Raw genomic sequence first — 18,953 nt, forward strand, 5'->3', positions numbered from 1 at the left:
TCATATAGTAAGTGTGTTCTGTCCAGCGGGCGTTAAGCCGCTTTCAACACACAGTCAATGAATCGCAAAAAACAAGGAGAATAAGGAGGCCACAATTCATGGACAAGTCCAAAGTGATCGTTGGACTCGATATTGGTACCACGTCAATCAAGGTAATTGTGGCGGAATCGATTCAGAATCAATTGAACGTGATCGGTGTGGGGAGTGAGCGGTCTCAAGGATTATCCCGGGGCGTGATCATCGACATCGATAAGGCGGCCGCCTCCATCAAGAGTGCTGTTGCCCACGCCGAGAAGAAGGCCAATGTCCCGATCAATGCCGTTTATGCAGGGATTCCGGCCAACATGCTGAATATTGAGAAATGCGACGGCATCTTTGCGGTAGGGGAACCATCCCGTGAAATCACGGCCCAAGACGTTGCCCAAGTGGTCAATTCAGCACTGATTCGGAATCTTCCGCCAGAACGGGAGATCGTGGATGTATTACCATCAGAGTTCATTGTTGACGGGTTCGATGGCATCAAGGATCCCCGCGGGATGGTTGGGACGCGGTTAGAGTTCCACGGTATTCTGTTTACCGCGGCCAAGACAGTGATCCACAATACCCGCAAGGCAGTGGCCCAAGCCGGGCTGCAGCTGGCTGGCTTGGTTATTAATCCCATGGCCTTGGGTCAATTGATTTTGGATGATGGTGAAGCCGATTTTGGCACGATCATTCTGGATCTGGGCGGCGGTCAAAGTACGGCGGCCGTTATTCATGATCATAAATTGAAATTCTCCCACGTAGACCCCGAGGGAGGCGATTATATTACGAAGGATATCTCCGTCGTATTGAACACGACCTTGGCCAACGCGGAACGGTTAAAACGGGAATACGGCAACGCGGACGCGGAACTTGTCACCGGCGACGACCAATTTCCAGTAGCCATCGTTGGTCAGACCAACCCCCAGATGGTGGGCGAAGACTATCTCGCCGAGATCATCCAAGCCCGAGTGGAACAAATTCTGGCACGTTTGGGTACGGGTCTCAGCCAGGTCCACGCGTTCAACCTGCCTGGCGGCATTGTCGTCACCGGCGGGGTATCTGCTTTACCCGGGGTCACCGAGCTGGTGCAAAAGGTTTATCAACGTCCAGTGAAGCGGTATATCCCGGATCAAATGGGCCTGAGGCATCCGTCTTTCGCGCAGGGTTTGAGCATTGTTTCGTATATTGCGCACTTGGGGGAGATTGATACGCTGATTCGACAGGTGGTGGATCCTGTCACGGCCAACGCCCGGCCGGTGAGCAGTCCCAGTCGACCGGCCACCGTGGCACCATCCCGGCCGGTACCGACAGAGCGCCCAGCGGCGTCCAGCCAGCCGGCCCGAACCCAGAGTCAACCGGCGGCTCATACCCCTGCAGAACCGAAGAAAAAGAAGAAGAAAACGAGTCAGCGGCTCAAAAACCTCTTCACCAACTTTTTCGATTAATCGCCGAGATAATTAGGAGGAACACGTATGGATTACAAGATGGAAAATACTGAAGTCCCCAGCGCCAAGATTAAAGTCATTGGCGTCGGCGGTGGCGGCGGTAACGCAGTGAACCGCATGATCGATGAGGGCGTGCAAGGGGTTGAATTTATTGTCGCCAATACGGACACTCAGGCTTTGAGTGCCGCTAAGGCAGAAACCAAGATTCAACTCGGACCGAAGCTGACCCGCGGCTTGGGCGCCGGTTCCAATCCGGAGATTGGTCAAAAGGCCGCGGCCGAGAGTGAAGAAGTCTTAGCCGATGCCCTGAAGGGGTCGGATATGGTCTTTGTCACGGCTGGTATGGGCGGCGGTACCGGTACCGGAGCAGCGCCGATTGTGGCGAAAATTGCTAAAGATTCCGGTGCGCTGACCGTGGGGGTGGTCACTCGGCCCTTCACCTTCGAAGGTCCTAAACGCGGACGAAATGCCGCTGAAGGGATTGCTAATTTGAAAGCCAGTGTCGATACTCTGGTGATTATTTCCAATAATCGTCTGTTGGAAACAGTGGATAAGAAGACGCCGCTGCTGGAAGCCTTCCGGGATGCGGACAACGTCTTGCGTCAAGGGGTCCAGGGGATCTCGGATTTGATCACGTCACCCGGGTATGTGAACTTGGATTTTGCGGATGTGAAGACCGTGATGGAGAATCAGGGGTCCGCGTTGATGGGGATCGGATCAGCCACCGGCGAAAACCGGACTGTGGAAGCCACCAAAGCAGCCATTTCCTCACCGTTATTGGAAGTGTCCATTGATGGCGCCAAGCAGGTACTGCTGAACATCACTGGCGGCCCTGATCTGTCCTTGTTTGAAGCGCAAGATGCGTCCAGCATCGTCTCCGACGCCGCAACGAGTGATGTGAACATCATCTTCGGGACGTCCATCAACGAGAATTTGGGCGATGAAGTCGTGGTCACCGTCATTGCTACGGGAATTGACGATAAGGAATTGCAGGCCAAAGAAAAGGCAGAGGATGCCCAAATGGGGCGGGGCGGCAATCGCGCCAGCCGGGCGGCTCATGGGCCGCAAACGCCGGCCGCGGACACCCAGCACGCATCCGCCGCACCGCAACAGCCAGCGCAAAATGATTCGGCAGCCCCCGCCGCGGCCAATGACACTGATCGGGTCAATGAGAAGGAAGATCCCTTGTCCGATTGGAATCTGCTGAATCATACGAACCGGCGGGCTAACCGGAATACGAACGACGACAAGCCGGCCTTCGATATTTTTCATCAACCGGAAAATAATGTGAATAATACCGATGACGATGACGACAACACGCCGCCGTTCTTCAAACGCCGCAACCGTCAGTAATGGCAGCGGTACTGCTTTCCTGAAAGGAGGTTTTCCCCATGGCTTTTGATAAATTGAATCGTTTTTTCGGTGTCTCGGAAGATGACGAGGAGACTGATGACCCCGTCGATCAGACAGCTGAGCGGACAACGCCGCCAGCGGCGGGGAGTGATGATCGCAATGTCATTGCCCTGAGTGCTAAGCCGCAGACTGCCAGCCGGATCGTGCTCTTTGCACCGCGAGTTTATTCGGATACCAAGACAATTGGCAATCACTTGCTCAACAATCGGGCGGTAATCGTGAATTTCGATTCAGTGGATGCACCCTCCGCTGCCCGCATCGTCGATTTCTTGACTGGTGTTGCCTTTGCCATTCATGGCGAGATCAAACGGGTCGGCGATAAGATCTTTCTGGTCACCCCGCCGCGCTTCCAGGTCGATGGCGATATTGCTTCCCTGGTGGCCGGGACTGACACCGATTTTGATAGCGATTATAATTAACAGTACAGAAAGCAGGTGACGCCTTTGGTTCAGCTCATCAATGTTCTTAACATTATTTCCACGATTGTCGGATATGCCATTGATGCGTATTCTGCTTTGATTATTATCTACGCGCTGCTCACTTGGATTCCCAGTGTGTTCAATACGCGCGTGGGTAATCTGATTGCCCGGGTCGTGGAACCGTACTTGAACTTTTTCAACCGGTTCATCCCGCCCATCTTCGGGATCTCCATGGCGCCATTGTTTGCTTTGCTCGGCCTAGTCCTGTTCGGCCGGGGATTGAACATCATTTTTAGGTGGATTTTGCAACTAGCAGTGGGTTACTAAGCACGCGAGGAGTGTAAAGAAAAATCATGGATGCGACTGTTTATCAGCATTTCCGCAAGGAAGAGGCCCCATTCATCGATAATGTATCCGAGTGGATGGAGCGGGCCAATATGGAATACCGGCCGATATTGACCGATTTTCTGGATCCGCGCCAGCAGTTCATTGTCGAAGATATCGTGGGCAAACACGGGATTGTCCACTATTTCTTCAACGGCGGTTATGGCGCTGCGGAACGGCGGCGGGGGATCATTGCGCCGGAATATTTCACCCCGGAGCAGGACGACTTTGCTGTTCAATTGTTTAATATTAAATATCCACAAAAGTTTGCTACCCTGCGTCATTCCCAGATTCTGGGGACATTAGTGAATTCTGGCTTGAAGCGGGACGCTTTCGGCGACATTATGACTGACGGCGTTAACTGGCAATTCTTCACGGAAGCCAGTTTGGCGGATTATGTGCAAAACGAAATCACCAAGGTAGGGAAGATCAACGTCCAGTTGGAACCGGCAGACTACACTGCGCTGATTACACCCAAGGATGCCTGGGCGCCAGAGTCGGCCACGGTGTCGTCTTTGCGGCTGGATACCTTGATCAGTGAGGTGTACCACATGTCTCGGCAACGGGCCAAAGGACTGATCGAGGGTGACAAGGTTAAGCTGAACTGGGAAACGTTCGCCAAACCTGACTTTACAGTCGGCTTGATGGACGTGGTGTCGGTCCGCGGGTTTGGCCGCATCCAAATCACGGATCTGGCCGGTCAGACCAAGAAAGGCCGCATCAAGTTGGCGGTTAACGTATTGCGGAAATAAATGGAAATGAAGAGGGGATCACTGTGGCACTAACACCGTTGGACATTCATAATAAGAAGTTTGGCAAAAAACTGCGGGGATATGATACTGATGAAGTCAACGCGTTTTTGGATCAAGTCATCAGCGATTATCAAGATGTGTTGAAACGGAATGCGGACCTGGAAAAAGAGCTGCAAGATGCGAATGAAAAGGTCCAATACTTCACGGACTTGAAAGACGCTTTGAACCAGTCGATCATTGTCGCCCAAGATGCGGCAGATCGGGTGAAGAGCAACGCCCAGCGCGAGGCAAATATTATTCAAAGCGAAGCAGAAAAGCAGGCCCGGAACATGGTTGACGACTCCACGGACAAGGCCAATCATATTCTCCAAGAAGCATCTGAAAAAGCGCGCCAGATCACCCAAGAGACGGGCGAACTGAAGAAGCAGACGCGCATATTCCGGCAACGGTTGCAAGTGATGCTCGAATCCCAATTAGAAATCGTCAAGAGCCCGGAGTGGCATGATCTTTTAGCGGATGATAATGGGGCACCGGCCCCCCAAGCATTACCCGGCAATGCGCCGCACACGGTTGACAATCCCCAACTGAGTAGTTTAAACTTCGATGAGAGTCAATCCGGCGCACCGGATTATGGAACACCCAGCGGCGGCGACAACCAATATGGCGCGGGCCCGATTCCGGCGACCCCGCAACCGATGCCAGCGCCCACTGCTGATGCGTCAGCCGCGCCGGACAGTGCTGCCCCGGCAGCATCCAGTGGTGATCCAGACCAATCAGAGCCGGCGGCGAATGCCACCCCAAAAGGCAGCGCGGACCCGCAAGCCGCGCAGCCAGACGCCGACAATCAGGCCATGGATCCGGATTATTTCACCGCTGACGGCACCTATAACGGGCCGGTTATCGAATTTCCAGATGGTGGCGAGATCACCCATCGGCGGCCAAAGTAAATAGTTTTTGTGATAAATGATGTGAACCAGCACATGCAAGGGGCATCCGCACAGCGAGTTGACGATTGGTGGAAGGTCAACCGGCTCTGCCCCGCATGCGATCAGTCACCGATATCGGGCGATGCCATTATCCATCAACTTGAGGGGAGGGTGACCTCCCGAATCATAGGTGGTACCACGAGATCTTCGTCCTAGACGTAAGGTCTTTTTTTATTTCAGAAAGGACGCGACAGTATGCGGATCAAAGATACATTGAATTTGGGCAAGACCAAGTTCCCCATGCGCGGCAATTTGCCCGTGCGGGAAAAAGAATGGGAAAAGGGATGGGAAGACAACCATCTGTATGAGCAGATCCAAAAGAAAAACGAAGGCAAGCCAACCTTTATTCTCCATGACGGCCCCCCCTTCGCCAACGGCGAGATCCACATGGGACACGCCCTGAACAAAATCAGTAAGGACATTATCGTTCGTTTCAACGCAATGAACGGGAAACGCTCACCCTATGTACCCGGTTGGGATACCCATGGTTTGCCGATCGAGCAGCAATTGACGAAGCAGGGCGTCGACCGGAAGACCATGGATCTGGCCGCCTACCGGGAGCTCTGTGCCAAGTTTGCTAAGAGCCAAATTGAACTGCAGCGCACTGGCTTCAAACGCTTGGGCGTGTTAGGCGACTGGGATCATCCCTACGTTACCTTGCATCCCGCCTATGAAGCTGAAGAAATTCGGGTTTTTGGCGAGATGTTTGCCAAAGGGTTGATTTATAAGGGCAAGAAGCCGGTCTTCTGGTCTCCCTCTTCTGAATCCACGCTGGCGGAAGCTGAAGTAGAGTATCACGACGTGAAATCACCGTCGATTTTTGTGGCCTTTAATGTCGTTGACGGCAAGGGCTTGTTGGACAAGGATACCCGTTTCATCATTTGGACTACTACCCCTTGGACGATTCCGGCAAACGAAGCGATCGCCGCCAATCCTCGGTTTGATTATGTCCAAGTTGATGCAGACGGCAAAAAGTATGTTGTCGCCGCTGGCCGGTTGGACTTTGTGAAGGAACAGTTGGGGTGGCAAGATGTTTCGATCCTGAAGACTTTTAAGGGCTCTCAGCTGGAATATATGACGGCCAAGCATCCGTTCTACGATCGGACGTCCTTGCTGATTCTGGGCAACCACGTCACGCTGGATGAAGGGACCGGACTGGTCCATACTGCTCCGGGTCATGGGACCGACGACTTCAACGTCGGCATGAAATATCACCTGCCGATCCTATCGCCAGTGGACGCTCAGGGTCGTTACACAAAGGAAGCCCCCGGCTTTGAAGGGATGTTCTACGATGATGCCAACAAGGTCATTACCGACAAGATGAAGGCCAATGGCAGTCTGTTGAAGCTTAGCTTCTTCACCCATAGCTATCCCCATGACTGGCGGACGAAGAAGCCGGTCATCTTCCGGGCGACCACCCAGTGGTTTGCCTCCATTGATCCGATTCGGCAACAGATTCTCGATGAAATCGACAAGATCACTTATTTGCCGGATTGGGGCAAGACTCGGTTGTATAACATGATCAAAGACCGGGGCGACTGGGTCATTTCCCGGCAACGGGCTTGGGGCGTGCCGCTGCCGATTTTCTACGCCGAAAACGGCGATCCAATCATCACTCCGGAAACCATTAAGCATGTGGCAGATCTCTTCGGCCAGTACGGTTCTAATATCTGGTTCCAGCGCGAGGCAAAGGACTTGCTGCCGGCCGGTTTCACATACGCCGGCTCGCCCAATGGCAAATTTACCAAGGAAAAGGACATCATGGATGTCTGGTTCGATTCTGGTTCGTCCAGCCAAGCGGTGCTGAATCAGCGACCGGAATTATCCTTCCCGGCGGATCTGTATCTGGAAGGTTCTGATCAATATCGAGGCTGGTTCAACGCCAGTATCATTATTGGCGTGGCGGTGACTGGTCATGCGCCCTATCGCCAACTGGTGTCCCAGGGATTCGTTATGGATGACAAGGGCCACAAGATGAGCAAGTCGGCCGGTAACGGCATTTCACCCACGGATGTGGCCAATAAGATGGGGGCTGACATTATTCGGCTCTGGGTTGCTTCAGTGGATGCCAGTGCTGACGTGCCGGTATCCATGGGTATTCTCCAGCAGACGGCTGAGAGCTACCGAAAGATTCGGAACACGATGCGCTTCATGCTGGCCAACACGACGGACTTCGATCCTAAACACGACACGTTGCCTTTTGGCGAATTGGGGACCGTGGATCAATATCTGATGCTGCGGTTGAATCAAGTCGTGCAGACATCCCTGGATGCCTACAAAGCCTATGATTTCGCTAAAGTGTTCAAGACCGTTAATGCCTTCTTGACCAACGATTTATCCGCCTTCTACTTGGACTTTGCCAAGGATGTCGTTTATATTGAAGCAGCGAACGATCCTAAGCGGCGGGCGATGCAAACGGTGATGTATGCCGCCTTGAATGCGCTGACCCGCTTATTGACCCCGATTCTGCCGTACACCATGGAAGAAATCTGGACTTTCTTGAAGGAAGACACCGACTATGCGGCGTTAGCCGATATGCCGGTGGTGCAGCAGTATCCCGATAGCGAGAATACCTTGGCCCAATGGCATGAATTTATGCAGTTCCGGACTAATGTCTTGAAATCTTTGGAAGAGGCCCGGAATAACAAGGTCATCGGCAAGTCCTTTGAAGCGGCGGTGACAGTTTATCCGGATGCGCATCTGGCTAAACTGCTGACTGACTTGAACACGAATGTCCGGCAGTTGCTGATCGTTTCTAAGTTGACGATTGCGGCTCCGGATGCAGCTAAGCCGGATGAAGCGGATACGTACGAGAATGCGGCTATTGTGGTCACCCACGCGCCGGGTGAAGTTTGCCCGCGTTGCCGGATGACACGGGAAGATATCGGCGTTGATCCGCACTATCCGGAATTGTGCGGGCGGTGCGCGAAGATCGTCGCAGCTGCTTTTCCGGAAACTGAGCAGACTGGTTTAGAGGCATAAGAGAAAGTAGGGAATACGATGTTGTATGGCGTCGTTAAGAGTTTTGATGAGCACCACGGGTTTGGTTTCATCACGTCGCCCACGGAGGGTGATGTCTTTGTGCATTTCACGGGGATCGTGGATGCGGGGTACAAGACATTGCATACGGGGCAGAAGGTGCAGTTCGTCGTTGTGGAGGGTAAGAATGGTCCCCAGGCGGCAGAGGTGTCGGTGATGACGGATGATGAAAAGGCCGCGCCGACGGTTTAACTGGGCTTTGCCTGCCGTGCCAAGTGCTCCGCAAGCTGCGGCAAAATGGGCTGGAACGTGGTGACGGCGCTTGGAGCCCGCTGCGCGGTCTCCAAGTCGCTTAACCACATCGGCGGCAAAGCCGCCGTGTGGTTTCCACCACTGAGCCCATTTTGCCTCCGCTTGCTACGCACTTGGCACTCGGTACACTGGGAGATGCGTTTCACCACATGAAAACAAGATAAATAAAGGGCTCCTGAATCCTAATTTGGATTCGGGAGCCTTTTGTGTGTAAGAGGTCGTTAAACGGGCGTATATGAAAAAGTGGCGCAACCCTCTAACATAAGGATTGCGCCACTGCTGTACTCGAATTATTTATTCGTGGCAGATCTCCTGCACTTTCGGTGACCAGGGTAAATAGTCCTGTAGGACCGTCAAGTCCCCGGGCACCGGCAAATTAGGTAATGCCGCAAACAAATAGTTCAAGTATTGACGAAGGTCGAGGTGATTTATCTCTGCAGTTTTGAGCACACTTAATAAGATGCCCGTCGCTACGGCGCCGCGTTTGCTCTGTGAGAAGAGCCAATTTTTGCGGCCCATCACCAGCTCTTTGACGGCTCGTTCGGCCCGGTTATTGGATAACTCCAACCGGCCGTCTTGGAGAACCGCCCGTAATCCTACTTCATGGCCCAGTGCGTATTCAACTGCGCGACCAAGTTTGGATTTCGGTAAGTAACTGTCACCCAATTCAAACAACCATTTGAAGAAGGCATCCATCTGCGGCTGGAGGTGTTCTTTACGCTGCGCAAGTCGCTCAGTTGCGGGCAGGCCACGCCATCCCTGTTCCAAGTGGAACATCTCATTACAGTATTGCCGACCAATGGGTGCCAATCCGGTATCACCACCGGTAACCGCTTCGTCGAACTTCCGCCGGACGTGCGCCCAGCAATAAACATTGGTCAGATCCGGCAACCGGGGATACACAGCATAGCCATCGGTCTGCAGGTATTTCGTATATCCCTTAAGGAAGCGCTCAGCTTCGCCGTACCCGCGGGTGTCGCCGTGGTCATACAGGATAATTTGATGCTCCGCAAACTTGCCTGAGGTGTAAACCCAGTAATAGGTCTTGGCCTTCTTGATGGCGAGCACCCGGTAGGGCGTCTCATCGGCGTGAATGATATCCTGGGCCAGCAGTTCTTGATGCATCAAATTGTAGAGCGGCCGCAGATATTCTTCGGCTGCCTTGATAGGCCAACCAGACAGGGCTTGCCGGGTAAAATCTGCGCCACGATTATGCCAGAGCTTTTCTTGCCGGTAATCCGGCACTTTATAGATAAATTTGGTCAAGATTGATTCGGTCACGACCGCATTTGAAGCCATACTGTGGGAGATCACGGGCTTCGGTACGTCTGCTTTCTTGGTGATTACCTTACCGTGGTCTTGTAAACACTGCTCGTTAGTGCAGACGTAAGTGTGCTGGTAAACAGTGGTGGCCAACAACTTAACGGGGACAAAGTCGACCTCTTTACGTACGGCTGTCCGCCCAATATCGGCCATCATCTTCCCACATCCTGGGCAAATCTGATCTTCAGTGTCTAAAGTATAGTCGCGAGTGTTTTGTGGTAATTGACTCAGGTCCATCGATTTTCGGTGAACCACTTTCTTAGGGCGTTTCTTGACTGGCTCGTCTTCGCCACTCGCCTTGGCGACCGCTGCTTGTTCTTCCTGGGTGAGCACGTGTTCGTTGAAGAGGTTGGTTTGCCCATCTGGCAAATTTTGGCTGGATTCGCGGCGACGACCATAGAGAACACGTTTCAATACGGCCAGCTGCTCCTGCATCTGTTGGTTTTCGTGGAGTAAATTTTGGACGATAGTCCGTAATTGCTCGGGGGTGGCATCTGCGAGTGCAATGCTATTTTTTGGGTCGACCAATGTGTGGCCCTCCTGAATTATTGATTATTGGATTATATCATTTATAGATCATAAAAAGGAAGAGGTAATACCAAATTTCATTTGGCATCCTCTTCCACATTTAATTGGTATATCCGACCCTGCGGTCATGAATGGTACGCCTCTCAATAATACTTAGACCAGTGATCAATCGTTTTAACTGGTAATGGCTTAGTCGTTGTACGTCGGACCGGTTGCGGGGCCATTGCAGGTGGCCGTTCTCGAACCGCTTGTAATAGAGGACGAAGCCGCTGCGATCCCAGTAAAGGGCCTTGAACCGGTCCCGCTGACTGCCGCAAAATAGGAATAGTGAGTGGTCGTACGGGACTTCGTTCTCACCATAGAGTTCCCGCAGTGAGGCAGCTAAACCGTCAATTCCTTTGCGGAGGTCAGTCTTGCCACAGATGATGTAGATGTTAAGTTCTTGGATATTGGGGAACATTACCAGTCAACTCCTGTAAGACGATGTGCAGAGTGCTCCGATCAGCACCATTATAAAAAATCACTTCGGCATCTTTGAGCTTGATTCGAGCAGCTATCTGGGGCTTCCCACCAGTGCTGGGTGTCCGATCTGTCATTTGAACCGGCACAATATCTTTAATTTGAACCATAAAAAGCCTCCTTGTGCACTTGATGACTCAAGCATACAAGGAGGCTACGGCGCGAACCATATACCCGTTTAACGACCGCTTACTTTTGTGTACTGGCGGCTGGGGGTTAGACTTCGCGGCGGTTGGTGCCGTGGGTGTTGTCGGATTGGTGGCCGTGGGTGTAGTTGAGGAGCCGGTTCTTGAGGTCTTGTTCCATGGTGTCGAGTTCGCGTTCGGCATTTTTGCGCTTTTCGCGGCCCTCTTGCTGGATCTGGAGAGTTTGATTGAGGGTTTCGACCAAATCGTTCTGCGTCTTTTGCAGTGTTTCGATATCGACCACGCCGCGTTCGTTCTCCTTGGCCGTTTCGATAGACGACATCTTCAGCATCTCACTATTCTTCTTCAACAAATCATTGGTGGTTTGCGAGACTTGGCGTTGAGCGGTGACAGCGTTTTGCTGGCGCAGAAGGGTGAGGGCGATGGCCACTTGGTTTTTCCACAAGGGAATTGCCGTGTTGACTGATGCTTGGATTTTCTCGGCTAGCGCCTGATTCGTATTTTGAATCAGCCGGATCTGAGGCGCCTGCTGCAACGTGATTTGGCGGGCGAGCTGCAAGTCATAGGTCCGCTTTTCCAGTCGGACTTTGAACTGGTTCATGTCATTGACTTCTTGCAGCAGCATTTGGTCGCCGCCGTCTTCCGCCTTTTTTTGCATTTCCGGGATGATCGTGTCGTTTAATTCTTTGATCTTCAACTGACCAGCGGCAATGTAAATATTCAGGGCATCAAAATACGTTTTGTTCTTTTGATACAATTCTTCCAATACCCGGTTATCGGCGAGCAGACCGTTCTTTTCACTACCTAACTTGCCAGCAATGCCGTCGATTTGGGCCCCGATTTTTTGGTACTTCGCTGTTGTTTCATAAATCGATTGTTTGATCTTACCGAACAACCGGCGGAAGACGTTATTGTCCTCGGCCCGCAGATCGTCTGGATTGGCCTCTTTCAAGCGGTACATCAGATCCGTCAGGGCATCGCCAATCGCGCCGGTGTCCTTGCTTTGAATTTGATTCAGCATACTCTGAGAAAACTGGCCCAGCTGCTTTTGCGCCGCAGCGCCGTAATTCATGACGGCCTCCTGATTATGAATATCAATCTGATTGGCCAATTCGTGGGCTTTGGCTTGTTCCTGTTCTGGTAATTTGTCGATCAAGGCGACCGCGGCGTCTTTTTCGTCAGGGCCGCCGGTTGCGGCAGGGGCCTGCATTTGCTGACTGAAAGGATCGGCGAGCAGTCCCTCCAACATATCATCCGTTGCGGGCGATGCGGTTTTATCTTGCTTCTTTGGCTCATCTGTCACGCGTGATCATCCTTCCCATCAGCCGCTGCCTGGTCGTTATCCTGAGGCTGACTGTCTTTTTCGTGAATCGCTCGCTCAGCGGTGGTCATCTCAGCGTCCATATCGGTCAGGTCGGAATGCACGAAAGCAGTGTAATCGGCCTGAATGGTTTGGCTGAGCTGAGTGATCACTTCGATACTTTTGGCGAGTACTGTCCACGTATCCTTAGTCTTCACCACATGGTGCGAAATTTCAATATATTTATCCGTTAAATTAACCAAACTGGGCAGATGGCGATAAAGAAAATCACCGGCATTGGCTAAATGCATAGGGTCATCCACAATGGCTTGGAACATTGCCTGGGAGACGCGGACCATGCCATAATTTAAATCCACGGCCTTCAACTTAGGACTTTTTTCCACATTGGCTTGCAAGTGGTCGATCTTTTCCCGCGCCTCAGCCATTTGGGCCCGGAAGAAAGTAATATCTTCATCCTGCATTCCTAATTTGCGATAGTGGGCCTGCATGCGGTTGGAAAGTGGCGGAATTTGACCGCTGGTGGGTTCCGGCGGCCGGCGTTTTTTTCTAAATAAGAAAGCCATAATTAACATGATCACTCCTATTCCGAACATCGGGTGATGAGGGATGCCGGCACACATACGACCTGTGCCGGCGATGAGGGTGCTGCCAGCGAGGATGAGCAGCACGATGCTGAGCCAGCCCCAGCTGCGTTTTTTGTGGCTCATTGACAAAGCCTCCTATCTGATTCATCAAAGTCAGTCTAGCATAGAAGTAATGGGGGCGGGGTCAGGCTAAAGAAGGATTTTGGCCTCCGTCTTGGTCCATTGTCTGTTTGGGTGATCCACGATAGAATGGAACAGCATGGTTGGGGAAAAGTGCTTTGGACGCCGTGCCAATGCTCCGTGATCTCCGACTGATGGGGCTGGCGACGCGCAGCAAGTGCGAAGCCGAAGGCGTAGCTAGCCATGACGGCGCTTTGAGCCTGCTGCGCAGTCTCAAAGTCGCCTAACAACATCGGCGGCAGAGCCGCCGTGTTGTTCCCATGGCTGAGCCCCATCAGCCTCCGATCACTACGCATTGGCACTCGATACGCCGGAGCATGAAGATTCCCTTCCAGATTCTCTTTCAATTCAATGAAATCGGGTACATTGTACTTATTATAGCAAGAAAGCAGGCTGATTCATGTTTTCGGATGATGAAATCGCTAAATTTAAGGAAACAAAAATATCGGATAAAACCATTTATGACGGTCGTATTTTATCACTGCATGTGGAGCAGGTACGGTTGCCGAATGGGGCGGTGGCGGAGCGGGAGATTATCCATCACCATGGGGCAGTGGCCATGCTGGTTTTGAACGACGCTGGTCAGGGCGCATTTGTGACGCAGTGGCGGGAGCCGCTGCAGCGGTTGTCAGTGGAGATTCCGGCGGGGAAGCTGGATCCGGGGGAAAATGATCCGGATGAGGCGGCTCGGCGGGAATTGAATGAGGAGATTGGTTATGCACCGACGACGCCGCTAGAACCAATCACGACATTTTATTCCAGTGTGGGTTATTCAATGGAGAAACTCCATTTGTATTTCGGCCCGCATATTGCCCCAGTGGCCGATAAACGGCCGCTGGATGCAGATGAGTTTCTGCAAGTCGCTTGGCTGAGCTTAGCTGATGCCCAAGCAGCCGTGGCTGATGGTCGGATCGTGGATGCCAAAACGATCACGGCAATTTATTGGTGGGCGCTGCAGGCCGCTACAGGAAGGATGACGCCTGATGTGGGGTAAGAAAAAGCCGAGCCAGCCCCAGGGGGCCCCTGGACCGCGGGATGCGTTCAAGGCCCGGGACGCCAAACGTATCGCAGTGGAAAAAGCGTATGCAAAAAAGCAGCGCCAGGAAGCCCGGGCACTGACTGGGGACCTGGCCGAAGCCCACAGCCAGCGGTTGAAACGGCGGCTGAATTGGACCATTTTGGCCTTAGTCCTGGCCCTAATTGCGGTTTTTCTGGTATTGTGGTTTGTTGACTAATTAATTTGAAAAGAATGGAGCTTTTTTTATGAAAATTGGTGTTTTATGCGCCATGGAAGAAGAGATTCGAACCTTGCGGGAGCATTTAGATAATGCTCAGCAAGAAACGATCGGCACGAGTACCTTTGATACGGGTACGATCCACGGTACCGCAGTAGTGCTGATCGAAAGCGGTATCGGCAAAGTCCAGGCGAGTATCAACGCGGCATTGCTGCTGGCGCACTTTCAGCCGGACTTGGTCGTCAACACGGGCTCAGCCGGCGGTATCGGCGATGGCTTGGCGGTGGGGGATGTGGTGATTTCCACCGGGGTGGCTTACCATGATGTGGACTTGACGCCAGCAGGTTATTTGCCGGGGCAATTGCCGCAAATGCCCCAGATTTTTACCAGCGACGCCCATTATTCTTCCGCTTTTGCGCAGGCCGCAAAAGCGGAAGGTCATACAGTGCACATGGGTTTGATCGTCAGCGGTGATCAATTCATCGCCTCCCAGGCCCAAATCAAGCGGATCAAGGCGATGTATCCGGCAGCCTTGGCGGTGGAAATGGAAGGTGCCGCTGTGGCGCAGACAGCACACGAATTTCAGACTCCGTTTGTGGTGATTCGGGCGATGAGCGATAATGGTAACGAAGAGGCCGACACCAGTTTCGATGAATTTATCGTCGCCGCTGGGCGGCAATCGGCCAGCACTTTCCTGCGTTTCTTAGAACAGCAGGGCGTATAACTGGTTTGACGGTTTTCTTTTTACCGAACGCGTGATACACTTATTTTTCGTTAGCAACTTTTGCTAACGATATTTTTATCTCTAATGAAAGGAGTTTTGAAATGACGCAACCAATTTATTTGGATAATGCGGGCACGACCCCGCCATCACCGGCTGTGATTCAGGCCATTGCTCAAGCAGAACAGGATACTTGGGGCAATGCCAGCTCCACCCATGCCTTTGGCCGCCATGCTAAACAAGCGTTGGAGAACGCCCGAATCGTTCTGGCCGATTCGATCAATGCCCAGCCGGGGCAGATCGTGATTACCAGCGGCGGCAGTGAGAGCGACAATACGGCTATCGTGGAGACGGCGCTGGCTCGGCAGAATTTGGGCAAGCACATTATCACCGATCAAATTGAGCACAAGGCGGTACTGGAGTCGATGCAGTATTTGGAGACTCTGGGTTTTGACGTGACCTATTTGCCCGTGGACGAGACCGGGCATGTGGCTGTTGCTGACGTGGCCAATGCGCTGCGGGACGATACCATCCTGGTCTCGATCATGGCAGGCAACAACGAGGTAGGCAGCCGCCAACCGATTCATGAAATCGGTGACTTGTTGAAGGATCATCAGGCGTGGTTCCATACAGATGCGGTGCAGGCTTACGGTTTGACTGATATTGATGTGGCCGCCGATCATATCGACTTGTTATCCACGTCGGCGCATAAGATCAATGGGCCAAAATTCATGGGGTTTCTCTATGAATCGGATAACGTACACTTTCGGCCGCTGATCAAGGGCGGCGATCAGGAACGCAAGCGCCGTGCTGGGACGGAGAACGTCCCTGGGGTGGTCGGATTTGCCACCGCGGTCAAGGCGTTGACGCCAGCCGTGAAGGCTGCCCGACAAAAATCGTTTGCTCACTTCAAGCAAATCATCATTGCTGCGCTGCAGGCGGCGGACGTGCAGTATGCGGTGAATGGTTCCCTGGCCCCCACCGAGCTGCAGCACGTGTTGAACCTGTGGCTGCCTGGCGTGCCAACGGATGCCCTGTTGGTCAACCTGGACTTGGCCGGTTTCGCGGTATCCGGGGGTTCGGCGTGTACCGCTGGCAGCTTGGAACCGTCCCACGTGCTGACCGCTATGTTCGGTGCGGACAGCCCTCGGATCCGCGAGTCGGTGCGAATCAGCTTTGGCAGTGTGAATACGACAACTCAAATTGAGGCCTTTGCGGCCGCCTTAGCCAAGATCGCCCAACGCACCCAAGCTAAGGCTGTCCCGGCCCGGTAAGCTTGGTGCCGCTAACACGCCGATGGTATTCCATGGTATCCTTAAAGGGATAAACGATGGAGAAAGGCGTGTTTGATCATGGCAATTAAACCAATTGCAAAAGTCACTGGCGATTCCGTCAGCTATAAACTGGCAAAAGAAATTAAACGGTATGCATTAATGGATGTGGGCTTCCAAGAAACCCGCAACGGGAACTTTCAATTTGATCGTTCCCTGAGCACGGAGGGACCCTATTCCCCGTCATTCCGCTTAAAAATTACGATCGCTAAAGATTTTTCCGGTCTGCAAATGACCGTCACCGATGTCTCGGGCCTGCGTTCCGTGAACATTTTCCAAAAGCAGGAAACCCAAGGCGCAGTGGAACAGTATCACTTTATTATTGATAATTTGATTCAACGGGACATTTTAGCCGCCGTTGAGCAGTAATCAAGCGTAACGTTTTGCGACCTTCAAATCGTGGAAATGTAACGTATTTCTAGAAAAGATGGTGAACGAATGACAAAACCAAACGCACAGACCCGGATCGTCGTGGGGATGTCCGGCGGGGTTGATTCCTCTGTCAGTGCTTTGTTATTGAAGCAGCAGGGGTATGACGTCGTGGGTGTCTTCATGAAGAACTGGGACGACAGCGATGACGATGGCGTCTGTACCGCCACCCAGGATTATGAAGATGTGGCCAAGGTGGCCGCTAAGATCGGTATTCCCTATTATTCCGTGAACTTTGAGAAGGAATATTGGGATCGGGTATTCCAATATTTCTTAACGGAATACAAGGCCGGCCGCACGCCGAACCCCGACGTGATGTGCAACAAGGAGATCAAATTCAAGGCCTTCTTGGAGTATGCCGAGGAGCTGGACGCGGATTATATTGCCATGGGCCACTATGCGCAGAAGACCGTCGATGCAGATGGTACCGCCCATATGCTGCGGGGGGCGGACGGAAATAAGGATCAGACCTACTTCCTGTCCCAGATCAGTCAGCAGCAGCTGGCCAAGGCCATTTTCCCCATCGGTGATCTGGAGAAGCCGGAGGTCCGGCGGATCGCTGAAGAGGCTGGTTTAGCGACAGCCCACAAGAAGGACTCCACCGGAATCTGCTTCATTGGCGAGCGGAATTTCCGCCACTTCCTCAGCGAATTTCTGCCCGCCCAGCCAGGTAAGATGGAGACGCCGGACGGCACCGTATTAGGTGAGCACACTGGCTTGATGTATTACACCATCGGCCAGCGTTCCGGCTTAGGCCTGGGCGGCAACGGCACTTCCAATGAGCCTTGGTTTGTCGTTGGTAAGGACTTAACCAAGAATGTGCTGTATGTTGATCAGGGCTTCCATAACCCGCATCTGTACGCCACATCCCTGACCGCGACGGGGACGACCTTTATCGCCCCCAATACCCGCGGCAATGACTTCCGCTGCACGGCGAAGTTCCGTTACCGCCAGCCGGATGTCAGTGTCACCGTCCATTTACAGGATGACGGCGGCATGGTCGTGGACTTCGACGAGCCGGTCCGGGCAATCACGCCGGGGCAGGCAGTCGTCTTATACGATGGCGCCGAGTGCTTGGGCGGTGCGACCATTGATCACGCTTATGCCAACACAAAAAAGCTGCAGTACGTCTAGTTTGAGTTAACATGTCCCGCCGCCGGCAGAATCCTTGCCGCTGGCGGGATTGTTCGTTTTCCTGGGCAGGATGTCTGTTATAATGGGAAGCAAAGCAACTCACGAGAAGGAGTATTGTTGGTCAATGACAGAACTATATTTTATTCGTCACGGAAAAACTAAGTGGAACTTGGAAGGGCGCTACCAGGGCGGTCATGGGGATTCGCCGCTGTTGCCGGAGAGTTACGCCGATATTGAACAATTAGCCAAATTTTTAGCGGCGCATCGTTATCAAGCGCTGTATACCAGCCCGCTGCCCCGGGCGAAGATGACCGCTATTTTTCTGCAAGAACAGCTGGCCCAGACCTTCCCGATTTACGTCGACGACGGTTTGCGGGAGTTTAATCTGGGTAAGATGGAAGGCATGCGCTTCCCAAATGTGCAGCGGCTGTATCCTAGTCAAATCGCCGCCTTTCGCACGGCCCCGGCCAAGTACGACCCGCGCCCCATTCAGGGGGAGACATTTCCAGAGGTGATCGACCGGATGCGCGGCGTTGTCGCCAAAGCGGTCAAGCGGGACCGTACTGGTCAAGCCCGGGTGCTGTTTGTCAGCCACGGCGCGGCGCTGACTGCTTTAATTCAATCTTTGCTCGGTACGCCGTTGGCGGATATTCGCAAGCAGGGTGGTTTGACGAATACATCGACCACGATCATCTCGACCAAGGATCAAGGAAAAACGTTCCAGTTAGTGAAATGGAACGAAACTGATTATCTGCATAAGAAGTTAACGAAGACCGATACGATTTAGG

The 18,953-nt window shown here is 52.8% G+C and carries 18 protein-coding genes and 2 pseudogenes; 15 read left to right on the plus strand and 5 right to left on the minus strand.

Annotated elements, in window-relative coordinates:
- Positions 1–98 precede the first annotated feature (98 nt).
- The 8 genes and pseudogenes from ftsA (at position 99) to FMM01_RS03650 (ending at position 8,654) form a co-directional block, all read left to right on the plus strand.
- Entirely contained in the window at positions 99–1,469 is a 1,371-nt protein-coding gene (gene ftsA / locus FMM01_RS03615; protein WP_150391685.1) for a cell division protein FtsA, read from the plus strand.
- A gap of 27 nt (positions 1,470–1,496) precedes the next feature.
- Positions 1,497–2,448: pseudogene (gene ftsZ, locus FMM01_RS03620) on the plus strand (cell division protein FtsZ); the annotation flags it as partial.
- A 412-nt stretch (positions 2,449–2,860) separates the two neighbouring features.
- On the plus strand, positions 2,861–3,301 hold the full coding sequence (locus FMM01_RS03625) for a cell division protein SepF (protein ID WP_051225038.1): 441 nt from the start codon (positions 2,861–2,863) through the stop codon (positions 3,299–3,301).
- Positions 3,302–3,325: 24 nt separating this feature from the next.
- Positions 3,326–3,628: a YggT family protein gene (locus FMM01_RS03630; protein ID WP_063515163.1), complete on the plus strand. Its 303-nt coding sequence runs from the start codon at positions 3,326–3,328 to the stop codon at positions 3,626–3,628.
- Between the two features lie 26 nt (positions 3,629–3,654).
- Complete coding sequence (locus FMM01_RS03635; RefSeq protein WP_027827326.1) at positions 3,655–4,437, plus strand: YlmH family RNA-binding protein; 783 nt, start codon at positions 3,655–3,657, stop codon at positions 4,435–4,437.
- A gap of 23 nt (positions 4,438–4,460) precedes the next feature.
- A pseudogene (locus FMM01_RS16415) lies at positions 4,461–4,949 on the plus strand (DivIVA domain-containing protein); the annotation flags it as partial.
- A gap of 669 nt (positions 4,950–5,618) precedes the next feature.
- Positions 5,619–8,405 carry an isoleucine--tRNA ligase gene (gene ileS, locus FMM01_RS03645; RefSeq protein ID WP_150391687.1) on the plus strand — a complete coding sequence of 929 codons (2,787 nt, stop codon included), beginning with the start codon at positions 5,619–5,621 and terminating at the stop codon, positions 8,403–8,405.
- An 18-nt stretch (positions 8,406–8,423) separates the two neighbouring features.
- Positions 8,424–8,654 carry a cold-shock protein gene (locus tag FMM01_RS03650; protein WP_027827328.1) on the plus strand — a complete coding sequence of 77 codons (231 nt, stop codon included), beginning with the start codon at positions 8,424–8,426 and terminating at the stop codon, positions 8,652–8,654.
- A gap of 354 nt (positions 8,655–9,008) precedes the next feature.
- Here FMM01_RS03650 and tnpC read toward each other — a convergent pair whose 3' ends face one another.
- From tnpC to FMM01_RS03675, 5 genes are all read right to left on the minus strand, one after another.
- Entirely contained in the window at positions 9,009–10,565 is a 1,557-nt protein-coding gene (tnpC, locus tag FMM01_RS03655; RefSeq protein WP_150391513.1) for an IS66 family transposase, read from the minus strand.
- Between the two features lie 100 nt (positions 10,566–10,665).
- Positions 10,666–11,025 (minus strand): IS66 family insertion sequence element accessory protein TnpB, encoded by a 360-nt coding sequence (gene tnpB, locus FMM01_RS03660; RefSeq protein ID WP_057824131.1) that lies wholly within the window; start codon positions 11,023–11,025, stop codon positions 10,666–10,668.
- On the minus strand, positions 11,000–11,194 hold the full coding sequence (locus tag FMM01_RS03665) for a hypothetical protein (protein WP_146995692.1): 195 nt from the start codon (positions 11,192–11,194) through the stop codon (positions 11,000–11,002). Before FMM01_RS03665 ends, tnpB begins: the two co-directional genes overlap by 26 nt.
- 106 nt (positions 11,195–11,300) lie before the next feature.
- Complete coding sequence (locus FMM01_RS03670; protein ID WP_419555008.1) at positions 11,301–12,533, minus strand: toxic anion resistance protein; 1,233 nt, start codon at positions 12,531–12,533, stop codon at positions 11,301–11,303.
- Entirely contained in the window at positions 12,530–13,258 is a 729-nt protein-coding gene (locus FMM01_RS03675) for a 5-bromo-4-chloroindolyl phosphate hydrolysis family protein (protein WP_150391688.1), read from the minus strand. The genes FMM01_RS03670 and FMM01_RS03675 overlap by 4 nt, the downstream gene beginning before the upstream one ends.
- 457 nt (positions 13,259–13,715) lie before the next feature.
- Between FMM01_RS03675 and FMM01_RS03680 the strand changes: the two genes are divergently transcribed.
- The 7 genes from FMM01_RS03680 (at position 13,716) to FMM01_RS03710 (ending at position 18,952) form a co-directional block, all read left to right on the plus strand.
- A complete protein-coding gene (locus FMM01_RS03680) occupies positions 13,716–14,309 on the plus strand; it encodes an NUDIX domain-containing protein (protein ID WP_150391689.1) in 594 nt (197 codons plus the stop codon).
- Positions 14,299–14,550, plus strand: coding sequence for a hypothetical protein (locus FMM01_RS03685; protein WP_051225042.1), 252 nt, complete (start codon positions 14,299–14,301; stop codon positions 14,548–14,550). The genes FMM01_RS03680 and FMM01_RS03685 overlap by 11 nt, the downstream gene beginning before the upstream one ends.
- A 28-nt stretch (positions 14,551–14,578) precedes the next feature.
- Entirely contained in the window at positions 14,579–15,274 is a 696-nt protein-coding gene (locus tag FMM01_RS03690) for a 5'-methylthioadenosine/adenosylhomocysteine nucleosidase (RefSeq protein WP_150391690.1), read from the plus strand.
- A gap of 101 nt (positions 15,275–15,375) precedes the next feature.
- Positions 15,376–16,545 (plus strand): cysteine desulfurase family protein, encoded by a 1,170-nt coding sequence (locus FMM01_RS03695; RefSeq protein ID WP_027827331.1) that lies wholly within the window; start codon positions 15,376–15,378, stop codon positions 16,543–16,545.
- A gap of 78 nt (positions 16,546–16,623) precedes the next feature.
- Positions 16,624–16,971 (plus strand): DUF1831 domain-containing protein, encoded by a 348-nt coding sequence (locus FMM01_RS03700; protein ID WP_027827332.1) that lies wholly within the window; start codon positions 16,624–16,626, stop codon positions 16,969–16,971.
- A gap of 69 nt (positions 16,972–17,040) precedes the next feature.
- Complete coding sequence (gene mnmA / locus FMM01_RS03705; protein ID WP_150391691.1) at positions 17,041–18,165, plus strand: tRNA 2-thiouridine(34) synthase MnmA; 1,125 nt, start codon at positions 17,041–17,043, stop codon at positions 18,163–18,165.
- Between the two features lie 124 nt (positions 18,166–18,289).
- The gene (locus FMM01_RS03710) at positions 18,290–18,952 is read left to right on the plus strand and encodes a histidine phosphatase family protein (RefSeq protein ID WP_150391692.1); all 663 of its coding nucleotides are present in this window, start codon (positions 18,290–18,292) and stop codon (positions 18,950–18,952) included.
- Position 18,953 lies beyond the last annotated feature (1 nt).

The sequence above is a fragment of the Schleiferilactobacillus harbinensis genome (genome assembly GCF_008694105.1).
Classification (GTDB): Bacteria; Bacillota; Bacilli; order Lactobacillales; family Lactobacillaceae; genus Schleiferilactobacillus; species Schleiferilactobacillus harbinensis.